The sequence below is a fragment of the Rhodococcus sp. ACS1 genome, assembly GCF_002300155.1.
Classification (GTDB): Bacteria; Actinomycetota; Actinomycetes; order Mycobacteriales; family Mycobacteriaceae; genus Rhodococcus_F; species Rhodococcus_F koreensis.
This window is the reverse complement of sequence record NZ_NSDZ01000004.1, coordinates 1,779,380-1,793,865: the sequence shown is the minus strand read 5'-3', so window position 1 is coordinate 1,793,865 and position 14,486 is coordinate 1,779,380. Positions and strand designations below refer to the sequence as shown.

Genomic DNA, 14,486 nt, shown 5'->3' with positions numbered 1-14,486 from the left:
TTCGCTCCCCAACTCCGGTCGGCTCAGACTTACCACACCCCACCGACTCGGGAGGCCCACTCCGCAGGTGAGCGGCAAAGTGTGCCGGGGCACGCTTTGCCGCTCACGTCAGCGGCCGGGGCGGGCCTGGGTGAGGTGCGGGACCCAGCCGTGGGTGGGCCACTTCTTCAGGCCGACCTTGGCGGGGACGATCCGCTTGTTCACGAATTGGCTCTCCAGTTCGGTGTCGGACTCGCCCGTGAACCGCCACAGCGCCGCATCGCCGGGTCGTGCCACCGACGACCAGGACCTGGCGCGGTACGCGGCCCGAACGATGTTGTCCGCGAACACGATCACGGGGATGTCGTCGGTGTTGCGGACGGCGGCGCCCGCCGCCCAGGCACCGCGGGACAGTTCGTACACCTCCTCCGACGTCACGCCGCGCCGGGACGCGGCGGGCACCTCGAGGACGACGCACGGAGTGGGCAGGTTCGGCACGGGTTCTGCTGCGTACTGCAACACGAGGTCGTCGACGGGTACGGCCCGCTGCTCGCCCGCGCCGCCGGCGAGGTTGCCGAGCTCGGCGCCCTCGACGAGCCCCAGCGCTCCCACGACTCCACCCCGCACCGCGTCGGCGACGCCACCGGTGTCCGCGACGCGATGCGCCACGATGTAGTGCTCGACCTCGTGGCCGGAGTCGTAGATCTCCCGGATGCGGGCGATCGTCGCCGCCTTCACCTCGGCGCCGTCGGTCTCCGGATCCTCGAGCGTCTGCCGGTGCTCGTTCTCCGCGAGCGCCTCCCACACGTAGCCGTACACCCGGGTGCCCCGTCCGGAGCCGACGTAGAACACCGACCTGTTGCGGGGGTCGAGGAGCGCGTAGACGTAGGTGCCGAGTTCCTCACCCACCCGCTTCGGGAACGGCTGCGGCGCATGGCGGGTCTGATACACCTCTTTGAGGATCAGGCGCAGCGCCGCCAGTTTCAACGCGACGGGAGTACCGCCGTCGATGCCGTCGAACAGTGCGGTGGCGGCGCCCTGCACGGAGGAGAAGGTGTGCCCGATGTGCCGTTCGAGGGACTTCGTGACGTCCGCGAACTGCGCGAACCGCACCCGCGGGTCGGGGGACGCGTTGTCCAGGTCGTTGGACGCGAGGAAGGTCTGGACCTCGGCATTGTCGAGCCAGCGAGAAGTGATGTCGATCGGGATCGTCCAGACGGTAGCCATGCCCCTACCGTAAGGGAAAACCTCGGTGAAGAACTCGGACGACTAATACACCGGGCGATTCGAACTCTTTCGACGTCGTACCCGGTGCGGGAAGATGGAGTGGTACCCGTTCCGACGCAGGTTGGGAGAACATTCATGACGACGCCCAGCTACTCCACCCGCACGGCGGTCGACATCGCTGTCGGCATCCTCATCGCCTTCCGCGGCTGCTCCGAGAACGACGCGTTCACCGAACTCGCGGAGACGTCCCGGCAGCACAAGGTTGCCCTCGCCCGCACCGCCCGCGCGTTGATCGCGTTCATCCAGACCCATCACGACGACCTTCCCGCGTCCGACGTCACCGTTGCGGCCCTGCAGTGGAGCCACGCCACGCCGTACCGCGGCGCGTTCGGCACGGCGGCATGAATTCGGGCGAAGTCTGAGAATTCTCTGGCTTCGACGGCGCGACGCTCCGCAAACCTTCAGACTCGATGTGAGACCGAACGACCTGCGCACCGAGATACGAAGAGGTAACTGAGTTGACGATCCGCAAGATCACGGTTGCCGCGGTAGCGATCGCCGCAGCCCTCACGATGTCCTCCTGTGGTTCCGACGAGTCGTCCGGCTCGAGCGGGACCACCACGTCCACCACCACGTCGGCGACCGAAACGACGGCCGACCTCGTTCTGCCGACAGCCGCCGACCTCAACGCCCTGCTGGCGAAGGGCCTCGACCCGGCCACTCCGCTCGACCAGAAGATCGCCATGGTGGAGGGTTCGGAGCAGGATCCGAACCTGTTCAACCAGGTCGCGGCCGCCGCTCAGCAGGCGGGTGCGCAGGTTCAGGTGCTGGACCCGGTCATCGACAACGGCGACGGCAGCGCCAGCGCGCAGCTGCAGTTGACGATCAACGGCCAGGTGCAGCAGAACACCCTGCCCGCCATCTTCGTGCCCGGCGAGAACGGGACGTGGAAACTGTCGAAGGCGACGGCCTGCTCGATCGTGGCGATCGCGCAGTTGACGTCGCCGGCCTGCCCGCCCGCCTGAGCCGGATTCCGCGTCACACGCCTTCCAGCGCCTCCCCGATCTCCTGGACGGCCCGGTTGTGCTGATCGGTGATCAGCACGTGTCCTGCTGCGATGGTCAGCGCAACCGGCCATTCGATGATTTCGACGGCGGCGAGCAGGCCGATCGCCGCGAAGAATGCCAGCTGCTCGGGGCGCGGCAGCGGCACCCTGCCGAGGATCGGCAGCTGCACGGCGAAGCTGTGGGCCGCCTGCACCCGCTGGACGGCATCGCTGTGCGACTGCGCCTCCGACGTTCGTTGGGCCATAGTTCGTCTCCCTTGTGCGTGCCGTTTTCCGGTCAGCCACCTTGACCGTGAACCGTGTCGGGTGTGCTGAGTGCCGTCGCCCAGACCGCTGCCGGTGTTTTCTCCGGCGCCGCGGACCCGTTGACCGGGGTGGTCACCCGGGTACTCACCCCACCGCTCCGGGAGGTGTACGCCGTGCTGCTGCGGGCGGGCGTGATCGAGATCGTCGACTGATCGCCCGCAAGCTTCTCCACCAGTCCCGGTGCGAACGCGGCTGCCGCGGTCGCCGCACCCGCGCACCCCAGCGCCTGGGCCCACCCGATCGGTCCGAGCGGGGTGCATCCCAGGAGCTGACTGACCCCGGGCGTACTGACCATCACGGTGAGCGCGGCGAGTGACCCACCCGCGGTGAGGACGACGAGCGGGCTGCGCGAATCGATGAGCGTCTGCCCCAGCTGCGTTCCGACCAGCGCGACCAGCCCGACCGTCGACGCCCGGCGTTGCCTGCCGGTCACGCTCGCCAGCGCCCACGCCGTCGTCGCGCCTGCCGCGGTGGCGGCGCCGCGGATCGCGACGGTCCGCCACAGCGCCGCACTGTCCGGTCCGCGGCCCTCTCCCCGGGTCTGTTCGTTGGGCGGGCTCACCGCGAGTGCGGCTGCCGGCAAAGCGTCGGTGAGCACGTTCACCAGCAGAAGCTGACGCGCGGTGAGCGGTGACCGTCCGGCGATCGCGCTGCCGATCAGGGCGAACGCCACCTCCCCGGCGTTCCCGCCGAGCAGCACCGCCACCCCGGCCTGGACCCGCCGCCACAGCTGGCGGCCTTCATCGAGGGCGTCGCGCAACGCGTCGACGCGGCCGTCGAGGAGCACCACGTCCGCGGCGCTGCGGGCGGGGTCGCTACCGCGCGAGCTGACGCCGATCCCCACACTGGCGGCCCGGATCGCGGCGGCGTCGTTGGCACCGTCGCCGACCATCGCGCAGACGTGACCGACACGTTCGAGGGTCTGCACGATCTGCACCTTGTGCTCGGGCGTCATCCGGGCGAAGACGACGCACTTCTCGACGGCGTTCTCCTGCCCCCGGTGCGACAGGGTGTCCCATTCGGTGCCGCTGATCACCTGCTCGGACGACACGGGCAGTCCCAGCTCTCGCGTGATGGCGGTGGCCGTGACGGGATGGTCGCCCGTGATCAGCCGGACCCCGACCTGGAGGCGTTCGAGGTCGGGAAGCAGTCCGGCCGCCTCGGGGCGCGGGGTGTCGGCCAGCCCGAGTAGTCCGACGAGTTGCAGCCCGCCGCCGCACAGTTCGTCGAGTACGTCGGCGTCGTCGGCCGCGCGTCGCGATTGGAATGTCGTGACGGTCCGGCGGGCGACGGCGATGACGCGCAACCCGTCGGCGGCCATCCCGAGCACGGTGTCGTGGACCTCGTCGGCGTCGATTCCGGCGCAGGCGGCGACCACGACCTCCGGTGCACCCTTCAACGACAGGTGCGTCCCCGACAGCGAGGCCGAGTAGGGCCGTCCGGATCGGAACGGAAGATAACTGCGGTGCTCGCCCTCCGGTGGCAGCAGGTCCGTTGCGGCGTCGGCGATCGCGACGTCGGTGGCGTGCGCGGCCGGACTGCCGTCGCGGGTGACGGCGCTGCGGCCCGCGCACGCGAGCACGTCGTCGCGGTCGAAACCCGGCTGCGGAACGGCGGAGACCACCCGTAGGCGGTTCTCGCTGAGGGTGCCCGTCTTGTCGAAGCACACCACGTCGACGCGGCCGAGCGCCTCCACGGACCGCGGCGCCCGCACCAGCGCGCCCGATCTCGTCAGTCTGCGTGCCGCGGCCTGCTGTGCCAGGGTCGCGACGAGCGGCAGCCCCTCCGGAACCGCGGCCACCGCGACCGCGACACCACTGGTGACGGCCTGCCGCAGTCCGGTGCCGCGCAGGAATCCGACGGCGGTCACCAGCGCCCCGCCCCCGACGCTGACGGGCAGCACCCGGTCGGTGAGGCTTCTGAGCTGCGCCTGCAGACCGACATGCGCCGCACTCGCCGGGGTGATCGCACCGGCACGTCCCGCTTCCGTGGCGTCGCCGACGGCGGTGACGATCGCCGTCGCCGTGCCGGTGAGGATTGTGGTGCCCGCGAACACCATGCAGGCACGTTCGCCGATCGGTGCGCCCGGGGTCGGCGACGTCTGCTTGCTCACCGGCAGCGATTCCCCGGTGAGCGAGGATTCGTCGACCTCGACCCCCGAAGCCTCGACGAGCCTGCCGTCGGCGGGCACCACCTCGCCGGGGCAGATCTCGATCACGTCGCCCGGCCGCAACCGCGACGCCTCCACCCGCTCCGTCACCCAACTGTTCGGGGATCCGGCGACGCGGTGGGCGGGCGGATCCCCCGCCGCCAGCAACCTGTTCAGCAGTCGTTCCGCGTGCAGGCGTTGCACGGCCGACAGCGCGGCGTTCCCCGCGAGCACCGATCCCACGAGCACCGCGTCGATCGGCGAACCCAGTAGCGCGCTCGCCGCCGATCCGGTGGCGAGGACGGGGGTCAGCGGATCCGACAGCTCCGTGCGCATCGCCCGCCCGAAGTCCCAGGCCAGGCCGACCGGCCACGCGGTGAGCCGCCCGATCGCCTCCACCGGGGTCAGCACCAGACGCACCGAGCGGCGGCGGGACGTCGCGGCGTCCACGTCGTTTTGCACGGGCAGTAGCCGGCGCACCTCCGTCGCCGGCATCTCGTGCCAGGCGTGAACCGGGGCGGCCGGGGGAATTTCGGCCCGCAGCACACTGCGCGCGAGAGAATGTCCCGTCCACAATCCTGCCGCCGCACCGACCGTGACGGGCCCGGGTCCGCGGCCGCGCACTCCCGGCAGCATCACGAGCGCACCGAGCATCGACGCCGCCGTGGCGATCTCGACGCCGCGCCGGCTCGCCGTCCGGGCGTCGGGCAGGGACCGCAGCACCCGCCACACCCCGGCGAGGTCGTCGACCAGCAGGTCCGCACACCACGGCGGCGGGGCGCCGCCGGCGAGAACACCGATGCCGACGTCGGCCGCCGACAGGGCGTGCGGCGCGTGGCCGGCCACCACCGCGACCGTCGCGCCGTTCGCCTGCAACTGCGCGACGGCGTCACGGAGGTCCGCATCCGGCGATCCGCTCGACGGGAGCAGGTCGTCGAAAGCCGAGCGGAGTCCGCCGAGTCCGTCCACGTTCACCGACATCACCTGGGCGCCCGACGTGCGGGCCTGCGCGAGCACGGCCGCCGCGTTCGCGTGGTGGGCGGGCGTCACGAGGACGGCGGAATCCTCGTCCACGGCGGCCGAGGCGACATCGCCCGGCAGGTCGGAGAGCGCGTGCCAGCCCACCCCGAGCGCGCCGGCCTCGACGGCGGACCTCGCGGACTCCCACACCCGCGTCCGGTCGGCGTCCCGAACGGCACGGAGTCCGCTCACCCGCAGTTCCGCCGTGTGCAGCACCGACGGGTCCACGACCACCGCGTCGACCCGGTCCAGGCGGCGCAGCGCGGCGGGTCGCAGCACCAGCACGGAGTGCCGGTCGGCGAGTCCGCGCCCGAGCGTCGCGGCGAAGGTCTCCCGTGCGGTGCGGGCCGCCTTCGGCGCGGCGACCAGGGCCGCGTCCGCGGCGCCCGCGACACTGCGGGTCGCGACCCCCACCGCCGTCGCCCCTGCGAACTGCGCGATCGCCGCCCGGTCGACGTCCCGCTCCACCGGTCCGGACGTGCCGCGCACGCGGGGGCGGCTGGCCGAGTCATCCGCGGGGTCCCGGGCCAGTTCGGGTTCGCGGCGGTGCCACACCCGCCGGCCGGACCACGCCTCCGCCGTGATCGCCGACCGCAACGCCACGTCGACGGCGAGAGACGCCGGCGCGCGCCGCAGCACGTCGCCGACGGCCTGAGCGGTGGCGAGCAGCAGTTCGGCGGCGTCCGGCCCGAGCCGGTTCTCGACCATGCCGCGCAGTCGCGGCTGATAGTTGACGAACGTGACCGCGGCGGCGGGCACCGCCGCCGGCAGGCTGGGCATCGGAAGCAGCCGGACACCGACCGCTGCGACCAGGCCCGTCGTCGCGGCGGCCAGTGCGAGAGCCCGTTCGGCGAGTGCGACGTCGTCGCCGGGCAGTTCCCTGGGCCGGTCCCGGACGCCGCCGCGAACGAGAGGGCGGGCGGCATCCTCCGCGCGCGCGACTACCTGGCACAGCACGGCGACCGACGGTCCGTGGTCGCCGACCGTCACCACCAGGCGGGACAGCGCGCAGTTGAGTTCGGCTCCGTCCACACCGGCGGTCGCCCGGACCGCGCCGAGGACGGACGCGGCCACGTCGGCGCCGCGCGGTCCGTCGAGTCCGCGGATCTCGATCCAGGCACGGCCGTGTCCGGAACTCGTGCGACGGGCCGGGGTTCCGCCCAGCACCTCGGTGGTGATTTGAGTCGCGGTCCGCGCGGTGGTGGCCACCAGATCGGCGGCGACGGCGCCGCCGTAGGACGCCACCCCGAGTCCGATTCCGGCGCAGCGCACCGGCAGGGACGCGGCAGCGGAGACGTATCGACCGAGTCCCACGGCAGCTACTGTGCGGCCGACGTCGGGGCTTCGGTGTCGCGTGAGGTCCGGGACCCCGCGCCGAACTGTCGCAGCACGAGCGCCGCCCCGCCCGCGGTGACCAGCACCGGCCACTCGACCAGTCCCGCGGCGCCGACGGCGGCCAGGGTCAGCGCTGCGGCCGGTGTGGAATGACTTCCGCTCTCCATGCCGGCCCGGGCCCCGCTCGCCGCCCCGCGGACTCCGCCGACCACACCGCCGAGTGCCGCTCCTCCGACCGCGCCGACCGCACTCGTCGTCGCGTTCGCAGCACCTGTCACGGCGTTCACTGCGCCGTCGACGATTCGCATGATGAGCTCCCATCGGCCGTGGCCACTCCCGCCGGGGCACGGCGGATCATGTCTGCGATACCCACCTCAGGGTATTCTCAACCGCCGCGCACCGGAACAGATTTCAGGGAACTCTCAGATATTACCGAATAACGTTCTGCTCCAGAGGAATTCGTTCACCCTGTTCGGTGCGCCAGAATTCCCATCCGTCGCGGGTCTCGACGTCGCCGCTGATGTGACTGGCAACGGCGGTCGCCGCGGTCGTGGGGTCGGGGAACCGGCGGCCCTGCATCGGACCGCGGGTGATCTCCAACGTCCCGGTGCCGGAATCGAACCGTCCGACCAACCGATATCCCTCGAAGTCGGCGACCACCTCGAGCCGGGCATCGACCAGTTCCTCCAAGGCTGCGGTCGCCTTGGCCGGCTTCTTCCTGGCGGAGGCGCGGGCGGCGGCGTCGGCACGCAACGTGGCCGCCGTGGTGGCGCGCTGCGCGTCGCTGTAGCGGCTGGGGTCCTTCTCACCGGCGAGCCCGAGCAGGTCCCAGCGCCCGCGGCCGTGCGCGACCCGGCTCAGCGGAATCGCGTGATGCCCGGTCCGCGTGCGCCCCGGGGTGTCCATCATCCACAGGTCCACCTCGGCGCGGATGTCGTCGGCGACCTCGGACGAGGGCACGACGAAGAACTCCTCCGGGGAACTCGCGAGATCCACGAACACCCAGAATTGCGATCCGGTGTCGTCGTCGTCGAGCGACTCGTCCTGTTTGCGGGCCTGCCAGTCGCCGCTGAGTTTGGAACGCACCCGCACGATGCAACTCGTGCCGTCGTCGCCCCACACCTGGACGGGGTTGCGCCGCGAGTGGGTGAGCCGGACCGCTTTGCCACCCCGCTCCACGACATCGGCGATGAAGGCCTGGATTCCCCGGCTGGCGGTGTCTTCCACTGTCTACTTGTCCGTCCGTGATTCTGCGTCCCGTACGCAGGTCGGGAGAGGTGTGGCGACGGGATTGCGCAGCACGACTCGGCGTTCTCCTCCTCACCCTACGTGCCGTGCCCGGTGCGCGGTGACTACCCGGCGCTGCGGGCCGCTTGCGCGCCCTCGGCGAAGAACCACGACAGCACGAGGGCGCCGGGGTCCACGACGCCTCGCGCCGCCTCGCCGATGTAGCTGGCCCGGCCGCGTCGCGCGGTGATGCCTGCGGTCGCCTCGGCGCCGTGGCCGGCGGCGTCCGCGGCCTCGGCCAGGGCGTCGGCCGGATTCTTGCCCTGCTCGACGGCCGACTCGAGGGCGGTGACGGCGGGGTCGACGGCGTCGATCATCGTCTTGTCACCGGGTTGCGCCCCGCCGAGTTCCTGAATCGTGTCGAGGCCCGCCCGTGCCGCGGCGGCGATCGCTTTCGTGTCCAGACCCTGCGGTGCGTCGACGGCCGCCCGGTAGAACTGCCGGAACCAGACCCCGAACAGCGCGCCCGACGTGCCGCCCGCGTGACCGAGATAGGCGTCGGACAGCGACTCGAACACCGTCGCCGGGGAGTACCGGTCGCGGATCCCGGCGACGTCGACGTGGTCGAGTGCGGCCACCATGTTGGTGCCGAAGTCCCCGTCGCCGGCGCGGCGGTCGAGGTCGGTGAGGTTCGGCTCCTCGGCGAGCACCTTCTCCACGAACGCGCCGAACCACGCCCCCACCGCCGCCCGGCCCAACGTGTCGGCGGTGCCGGACACCTCCGGTTCGTCCTCACGGGAGGCGACATCCGACCGAAACTGCACCGCGGATCGGTCTGCGATGCCGCGGAATTCACCGGCCGGGGCGTTCGGCCATCCCGGTGCGGCGGTCGGTGCGTCCCACAGGTCGAGGAGTTCGTCGTCGCAGCGCACCAGCGTGACGGACGCGCCGTCCATGTCGAGGGCGGTGACGAAACTGCCGACCAGCGACCGCCGGATCGCCACGCCCCGCTCCGCGAGATGGTCGGCGAGTTCACCGAACAGCAGTTGCAACTCCAGCGGATGGGCCGCGCCGAGGCCGTTGACGATCGCGATCACCGACTCGCCCCGCTGCACGCCGAGCGAGTCGAGCACGGGGTCGGTGAGCCGGCGGACCAGTTCGGCGGCGGGCAGTGCGTCGACCCGTTCGGTTCCGCGTTCGCCGTGGATGCCGATCCCGAGTTCGATCTGCCCCTCCGGCAGGTCGAACGACGGCGAGTCCGACCCCGGCACGGTGCACGCTCGCAGTGCCACCGCCATGCTGCGCGAATTCCGGGCCGTGCGTCGCCCGAACTCCGCGACGGCGGCGAGGTCGTCTCCGCGTTCGGCCGAAGCGCCGCAGATCTTCTCGACCGCGATCGTGGCCGCGGTGCCCCGACGTCCGGGTCCGTCGTCCCGTTCGGATGCGACGTCGTCGTCGACGAGCACGTGCTCGACCGTGATGCCGTCCTCTGCCGCCAGGTCACCGGCGATGCGGAAGTTGAGGACGTCGCCGGTGTAGTTCTTCACGATGTGCACGACTCCGCCGCCGGCGTCGACGGCCCGGGTGGCGGCCCGCACCTGCAGCGCGTTGGGCGAGCTGAAGATCAGGCCGGGGCAGGCTCCGGTGAGCATGCCCCGGCCGACGAACCCGGCGTGCAGCGGTTCGTGCCCGGACCCACCGCCCGACAGCAACGCGACCTGCCCGGACGGCAACGGTTCCCGGCGGGTGAGATAGCCCGGTTCCGGATGCCATTCGAGGTCGTCGGTGGTGGCGACGGCCCCGCGGAGTGCGTCGACGACGAAGGTCTTGGGTGAGTTCAGGAACTGTGCGTGCGCCATGCCCCCAGGCTAAGCGCCCACATGTGAGTGCCGTGGCGTGCCGGAGCACACTTTGCCGCTCACGTGGGTGGCGGCGGCGAGCGCTTCCTCGAACTCCCGCCTGCCCGACTGCGATCCGAGCAGCAGCGCGAGCCGGGTCAGGAATCCCTCACGGTCCGACTCCTCCGCCTGGTCCATCGCCTCCGACAGTCCCGTCCACACGTTCTCGCGCAGCAGTTCCTGCGGCGTCGCAATCGTCTCCGTGTGTGCGGGGACGACACCGTGCGCGGGGGCGGTCGCCGCCCGCAGGTGCCCGGGCACGTCGCCGAGCAGCGACAGGTCCCGGACCCGGCACAGGACGAGCCCGTCCGGACGGATCACGAAGCATTCCCCCGCGGACGCGCCGAGGGCCGTCGCCAGCGTGCCGTCGGGGTCGTCGAGGACCGTCAGGTCGTCCGCCGCGTCCACCGCCACACCCGGCGCCGGGACGACGACCGCGCGCACCGACTCGGGCGCCAGCGCCATCGACATCGCGGCGGCGTGGGCGGCGACGACGTCGGCACCGGCGGCGTCGACCCCGATGCCCAGCACCGCGAAACCCGTTCCGCGGACACGGTTCAGCGAAGACTCCACCGATCCCCCGGCGGTGACGACCCCAACGCGGCGGTCCTCCATCGGATCCCCGGGCAGCACACCGGTCGTCCCCTCGGCCACCGGCCAGGTGAGCGGCGACAGGTGCGCGTGCGTGGCACTCGACTGCCGCGGGTTGATGAGGTGACCGAACTCCGGGCGGGTCGTGGCCAGCGCCAGTACGGCGTCACGGGTGGTGCGGTAGCCGTGGCTGCCGGGCGACATGATGAGCGTCGACTTGCCCGCGTTGTCGACGTTCTGCTGCCAGGCCCCGCGACGCTCGGCCGAATACGCCTGCAGCAGTGAATGGTCCGCCGTTCCGTGGACGACGGCGGACAGGGTCCAGGCGAGGGTCTCAGCGTCCTCCATGCCGGAGTTCAGCCCGCGGACGCCGAAGATCGGAACCAGGTGGGCGGCGTCGCCGGCGAACAGGATCCGACCATGGGTGAAGTCGTCCAGTGCGAGCGCATGCGCGCGGTAGAAGCCGTGCCATTCGAGGGTCCACGGCACGTCGTTCTCGAGCCAGTCGAGGTGCCGGGTGATCCGGTCGCGGATGCGGTCTTCCTGCGTCTCGAGTTCGGCGTCGTCGGAACTGTCCAGTTGGTAGTCGATGCGCCAGATGTCGCGGGGCTGCCGATGCATGATGATCGTCGAGCCGGGGTTGCTCGGCGGGTCGAACCACACCATCCGCTCGGCGGGCAGCGCCGATTCCCAGTGGATGTCGGCGATGACGTAACTGCCCTCATAACTGTTTCCCTGCAACCGGATTCCCGCCAGTTCGCGCATCCGGCTGCGACCGCCGTCGGCGGCGACGACCCATCGTGCGCGGAGCCGGCGCACACCGAACGCGGTGTCGACGTCGAGGGTCACGTCCTCGTCCGACCGCAGGACCCCGGCGACACTCGACGACCAGTGGAACGTGATCAGCGGGTGCGCGAGCAGGGTGTCGGTCATGATCTGCTCGATCTCGGACTGCGACACGTTGACCATGGGCCCGCGGACGTCATGCTCGCCGTGCGCCATCTCGAAGTGCAGCACCTGCTCGTCGCGGTAGAAGCTGCGCCCTCCCACCCACGGGAGCACGATCTTCTCGAGTTCGGGTCCGAACCCGAGCCGGGCCGCGACCTCGAGGCTGTGCCGGGAGATACAGATGGCGCGGCTGCCGAACGACACCTGGTCGGCGGCTTCGAGCACGGTGACGGGGATGCCGCGCTGCGCGAGGCCGAGCGCGACACCCATGCCGACCGGGCCGGCGCCCACGACGACGACGGGCAGGGCCTCGTCGGTTGCGGTGGTCGACGCGAAGTCCGTCGCCGCGTATTTCCGGGGTTGGAAGTAGGTGGACATGTCAGGCTGCCTCCGCATTTCGTGCGATCTTGTTCGTTTCCGGCAGCATCAGGATCGAGCCCAGGCTGACGACCGCGATCACCACGAAGTACGCGCTGATCGCGACGGAGGTCCCGAAAGCCCCGAACAGCCACGTAGCCAGGAACGGTGCGAGCCCGCCGCCGAGGATGGCGCCGATCTGGTAGCCGAGCGACGCACCGCTGTAACGGATGTGGGCGGGGAAGAGTTCCGCGAACAGTGCCGACTGCGGCCCCGCGGTGGTGCCGAGCACCGCCGCCATCACGATCATCGCGAGCAGCATGACGGGAATCGACGCCGTGTCGATCAGCGGGAAGAACACCGCCGCGACGATCACCAGCGCGATCGAACTCCACGTGTACACGCGGCGCCGGCCGAGGACGTCGGACTTCCAGGCCGACACCGCCATGCCCGCCATCCAGACCGGGCACGCGACGATCAGCAGGGTGAGCATCGTGGCGCGGCTGTAGCCGAGTTCCGTGGTGCCGTACGTCAGGACGTACACCATGAACACGTAGGCGATGCCGTTGGTCGCGATGAACGTGCCCGCCGCGAGCAGCACCGTCCGCCAGTTCTTCGTCAGCACCTCGACGATCGGCATCTTCACGATCGTGTCGCTCTCCTTGGCCTCCGCGAACGCCGGGGACTCGAAGACGCCGAGGCGGATCCACATCGCGACGCCGACGAGCACGGCGCTCATCAGGAACGGCACCCGCCAGCCCCACGTCTGGAACGCGTCGTCGGACAGCAACTGGGTGACGGCGAGGAACACGACGTTCGCCATGATCACTCCGGCCGGAACGCCCATCTGCGGCGCGGCGCCGTACAGTCCGCGCTTGCCTTCCGGGGCGTGTTCGGTGGCCATGAGCACCGCGCCGCCCCATTCGCCGCCGACGCCGATGCCCTGCACGAACCGCAACGCCACCAGCAGGATGGGTGCGGCCACCCCGATGGCCTCGAAGTTCGGGAGCAGTCCGATGCCGACGGTCGCGGCGCCCATCATCGTCAGCGACAGCACCAGCATCGACTTGCGTCCGATGCGGTCACCGAAGTGACCCATGACGACGCCGCCGATGGGGCGGGCGACGAAGCCGACTGCGAAGGTGGCGAAGGCGGCCAGGGTTCCGGCGAACGTCGACGCGCCGGGGAAGAACTGCGGTCCGATCACCAGGGCTGCGGCGGTGCCGTAGATGAAGAAGTCGTACCACTCGATCGCGGTACCGACGAAGCTCGACAGGACTGCCCTGCGTGCTTCCTTGTGAGACACCGGCGGTGTCGCCTCGGTGATTGCCGTCATCGTCTGCCTTCCCGGTTCTGCTGCGCCACACTCATCGCGCTACGGAAAACAATGACCCCACTCACATACGTCTGAAAAGCGGGACTATCCCCACATGAATTGCAGAAAATCCGTGGAAGACCCGAAGGCGCAGTTCAGGCCGTGACGAACCGGATGAACGCCCGCGCGACCCGGCTCAGCGTCGTTTCCTGATGCCACGCGACGACGACGGCCACCGACGCCGGTTTCGGTTCGGCGATCGGTTTCACGACGACGGGCAGGCCTTCGTACGTGACGTCCACCCGGGGCCGTTGCAGCAGCAGCGTCCACCCCAGGCCGCGCCCGACGAAGGCCCGCGCCGTCTCGAAGTTCGCGGTGCGGTACGCCACCCGGGGCGCGAACCCGGCCTGCCGGCAGACGTCCATCGCATGGTTGGTGCTCGGCGGCGCGTCGAGGAGCACCATCGGGTGCTCGGCGAGATCCGCGAGGCGTACCGGCCCGTCGACGCCCGCCAGCGGATGTTCCGCCCCGAGCACCACCATCGGCTCGCGGGTCATCAGCGGCACGGTCTGCCAGTCCTGGGGCAGGTCGAGGTCGTAGACGATGGCGACGTCGAGTTCGCCGCCCTCGAGCTGCGTCCGCAACCGGTTCTGGGTGTCTTCGCGGAACTCCACCGACGCGCGCGGGTACTCGGTGGTGAACGCGTACAGCATCGACGGCAGGATCGTCGGGCCGAGTGCCGGGTAGCAACCGACGGCGATCGGCCCGGCGACGACCCCGCCCGCACCGGACGCGTCGGCCTGTAATTCCCCCGCCTGCTGCAACAGGGCGCGCGCCCGCGACAGCACCGCCTCCCCCGTCGGGGTCAGCTGCACACCGCGGGCCCGCCGGCGGACGCACAACTGCGCCTTCAGTGCCTTCTCCAGATCCGTCACCGCAGCGGACAACGCCGACTGCGACAGGTGCATCCGCTCGGCCGCACCACTGATCGTCCCGGTCTCCGCTACCGCGACGAACGCCGCCAGCTGGCGCATCGTGTACACGGGGACGTTGTCGGGGCGCGGCATG

At 71.0% G+C, this 14,486-nt stretch carries 11 protein-coding genes and 1 pseudogene; 3 read left to right on the top strand and 9 right to left on the bottom strand.

Features of this window, described 5'->3' with window-relative positions:
• Window positions 1–108 precede the first annotated feature (108 nt).
• Window positions 109–1,206 carry a GIY-YIG nuclease family protein gene (locus tag CJ179_RS20605; RefSeq protein ID WP_095862625.1) on the bottom strand — a complete coding sequence of 366 codons (1,098 nt, stop codon included), beginning with the start codon at window positions 1,204–1,206 and terminating at the stop codon, window positions 109–111.
• 135 nt (window positions 1,207–1,341) lie between these two features.
• On the opposite strand from CJ179_RS20605, the gene CJ179_RS20600 reads away from it, so the two are divergent.
• Window positions 1,342–1,611, top strand: coding sequence for an ANTAR domain-containing protein (locus CJ179_RS20600; protein WP_072940340.1), 270 nt, complete (start codon window positions 1,342–1,344; stop codon window positions 1,609–1,611).
• Between the two features lie 113 nt (window positions 1,612–1,724).
• Window positions 1,725–2,231 (top strand): hypothetical protein, encoded by a 507-nt coding sequence (locus CJ179_RS20595; protein WP_072940337.1) that lies wholly within the window; start codon window positions 1,725–1,727, stop codon window positions 2,229–2,231.
• Between the two features lie 13 nt (window positions 2,232–2,244).
• On the opposite strand, the gene CJ179_RS20590 is transcribed toward CJ179_RS20595, so the two are convergent.
• A complete protein-coding gene (locus CJ179_RS20590) occupies window positions 2,245–2,517 on the bottom strand; it encodes a hypothetical protein (protein ID WP_072940334.1) in 273 nt (90 codons plus the stop codon).
• A gap of 54 nt (window positions 2,518–2,571) precedes the next feature.
• Here CJ179_RS20590 and CJ179_RS54045 point away from each other — a divergent pair, with 54 nt between their 5' ends.
• Entirely contained in the window at window positions 2,572–2,730 is a 159-nt protein-coding gene (locus CJ179_RS54045) for an Rv1535 domain-containing protein (RefSeq protein WP_371851548.1), read from the top strand.
• A gap of 53 nt (window positions 2,731–2,783) precedes the next feature.
• Here CJ179_RS54045 and CJ179_RS54040 read toward each other — a convergent pair.
• The 7 genes and pseudogenes from CJ179_RS54040 to CJ179_RS20555 form a co-directional block, all read right to left on the bottom strand.
• A pseudogene (locus tag CJ179_RS54040) lies at window positions 2,784–5,063 on the bottom strand (cation-translocating P-type ATPase); the annotation flags it as partial.
• Window positions 5,064–7,066: 2,003 nt separating this feature from the next.
• Window positions 7,067–7,390 (bottom strand): hypothetical protein, encoded by a 324-nt coding sequence (locus tag CJ179_RS20580; RefSeq protein WP_072940329.1) that lies wholly within the window; start codon window positions 7,388–7,390, stop codon window positions 7,067–7,069.
• A gap of 121 nt (window positions 7,391–7,511) precedes the next feature.
• Window positions 7,512–8,309, bottom strand: coding sequence for a hypothetical protein (locus tag CJ179_RS20575; protein WP_072940327.1), 798 nt, complete (start codon window positions 8,307–8,309; stop codon window positions 7,512–7,514).
• Window positions 8,310–8,434: 125 nt separating this feature from the next.
• The gene (gene dhaL, locus CJ179_RS20570; protein WP_095862623.1) at window positions 8,435–10,168 is read right to left on the bottom strand and encodes a dihydroxyacetone kinase subunit DhaL; all 1,734 of its coding nucleotides are present in this window, start codon (window positions 10,166–10,168) and stop codon (window positions 8,435–8,437) included.
• 9 nt (window positions 10,169–10,177) lie between these two features.
• Window positions 10,178–12,124: an FAD-dependent monooxygenase gene (locus CJ179_RS20565; protein ID WP_095862622.1), complete on the bottom strand. Its 1,947-nt coding sequence runs from the start codon at window positions 12,122–12,124 to the stop codon at window positions 10,178–10,180.
• Window position 12,125: 1 nt separating this feature from the next.
• Window positions 12,126–13,439, bottom strand: coding sequence for an MFS transporter (locus tag CJ179_RS20560; protein ID WP_095862621.1), 1,314 nt, complete (start codon window positions 13,437–13,439; stop codon window positions 12,126–12,128).
• A 134-nt stretch (window positions 13,440–13,573) separates the two neighbouring features.
• Window positions 13,574–14,485 (bottom strand): LysR substrate-binding domain-containing protein, encoded by a 912-nt coding sequence (locus tag CJ179_RS20555; protein ID WP_095862620.1) that lies wholly within the window; start codon window positions 14,483–14,485, stop codon window positions 13,574–13,576.
• Window position 14,486: the final 1 nt, after the last annotated feature.

Bases quoted from the DNA above. Each gene is read 5' to 3' on its own strand.
- dhaL (WP_095862623.1), bottom strand. From the start codon at position 10,168: ATGGCGCACGCACAGTTCCTGAACTCACCCAAGACCTTCGTCGTCGAC.
- CJ179_RS20560 (WP_095862621.1), bottom strand. From the start codon at position 13,439: ATGACGGCAATCACCGAGGCGACACCGCCGGTGTCTCACAAGGAAGCA.
- CJ179_RS20580 (WP_072940329.1), bottom strand. From the start codon at position 7,390: ATGCGAATCGTCGACGGCGCAGTGAACGCCGTGACAGGTGCTGCGAAC.
- CJ179_RS20605 (WP_095862625.1), bottom strand. From the start codon at position 1,206: ATGGCTACCGTCTGGACGATCCCGATCGACATCACTTCTCGCTGGCTC.
- CJ179_RS20600 (WP_072940340.1), top strand. From the start codon at position 1,342: ATGACGACGCCCAGCTACTCCACCCGCACGGCGGTCGACATCGCTGTC.
- CJ179_RS20590 (WP_072940334.1), bottom strand. From the start codon at position 2,517: ATGGCCCAACGAACGTCGGAGGCGCAGTCGCACAGCGATGCCGTCCAG.
- CJ179_RS20555 (WP_095862620.1), bottom strand. From the start codon at position 14,485: ATGCCGCGCCCCGACAACGTCCCCGTGTACACGATGCGCCAGCTGGCG.
- CJ179_RS20565 (WP_095862622.1), bottom strand. From the start codon at position 12,124: ATGTCCACCTACTTCCAACCCCGGAAATACGCGGCGACGGACTTCGCG.